At 37.6% G+C, this 266-nt stretch carries 1 protein-coding gene; it reads left to right on the top strand.

Features of this window, described 5'->3' with window-relative positions; genetic code table 11:
• A partial coding sequence (gene fliS, locus FS628_RS30650; RefSeq protein WP_145326688.1) for a flagellar export chaperone FliS occupies positions 1-266 on the top strand: 266 nt, incomplete at both ends.

The raw sequence follows: 266 nt of genomic DNA, 5'->3' as shown, positions 1-266 counted from the left end.
TTATCAATTTGGCAAAGCATGCAATAGAAAATAAAGAAATTGAGCAGAGGAACACAAACATCCAAAAGGCGCAGAATATTATAAGTGAACTGATGTTAACTTTGAATATGGATGTCGAAATTTCAAAAAACATGCGCTCCTTATATGAGTACCCAAACAGGCGGCTGATCGAAGCGAATATCAAACAGGATAGTACCACCCTAGAAGAAGTCGAAGGGATTATTACTGAATTTCGCGACGTATGGAAACAGGTGATTCAATTGAAC

It is taken from the genome of Paenibacillus xylanexedens (genome assembly GCF_007676705.1).
GTDB classification, from domain to species: Bacteria; Bacillota; Bacilli; order Paenibacillales; family Paenibacillaceae; genus Paenibacillus; species Paenibacillus xylanexedens_C.
This window is presented reverse-complemented; position numbering and strand designations above follow the sequence as displayed.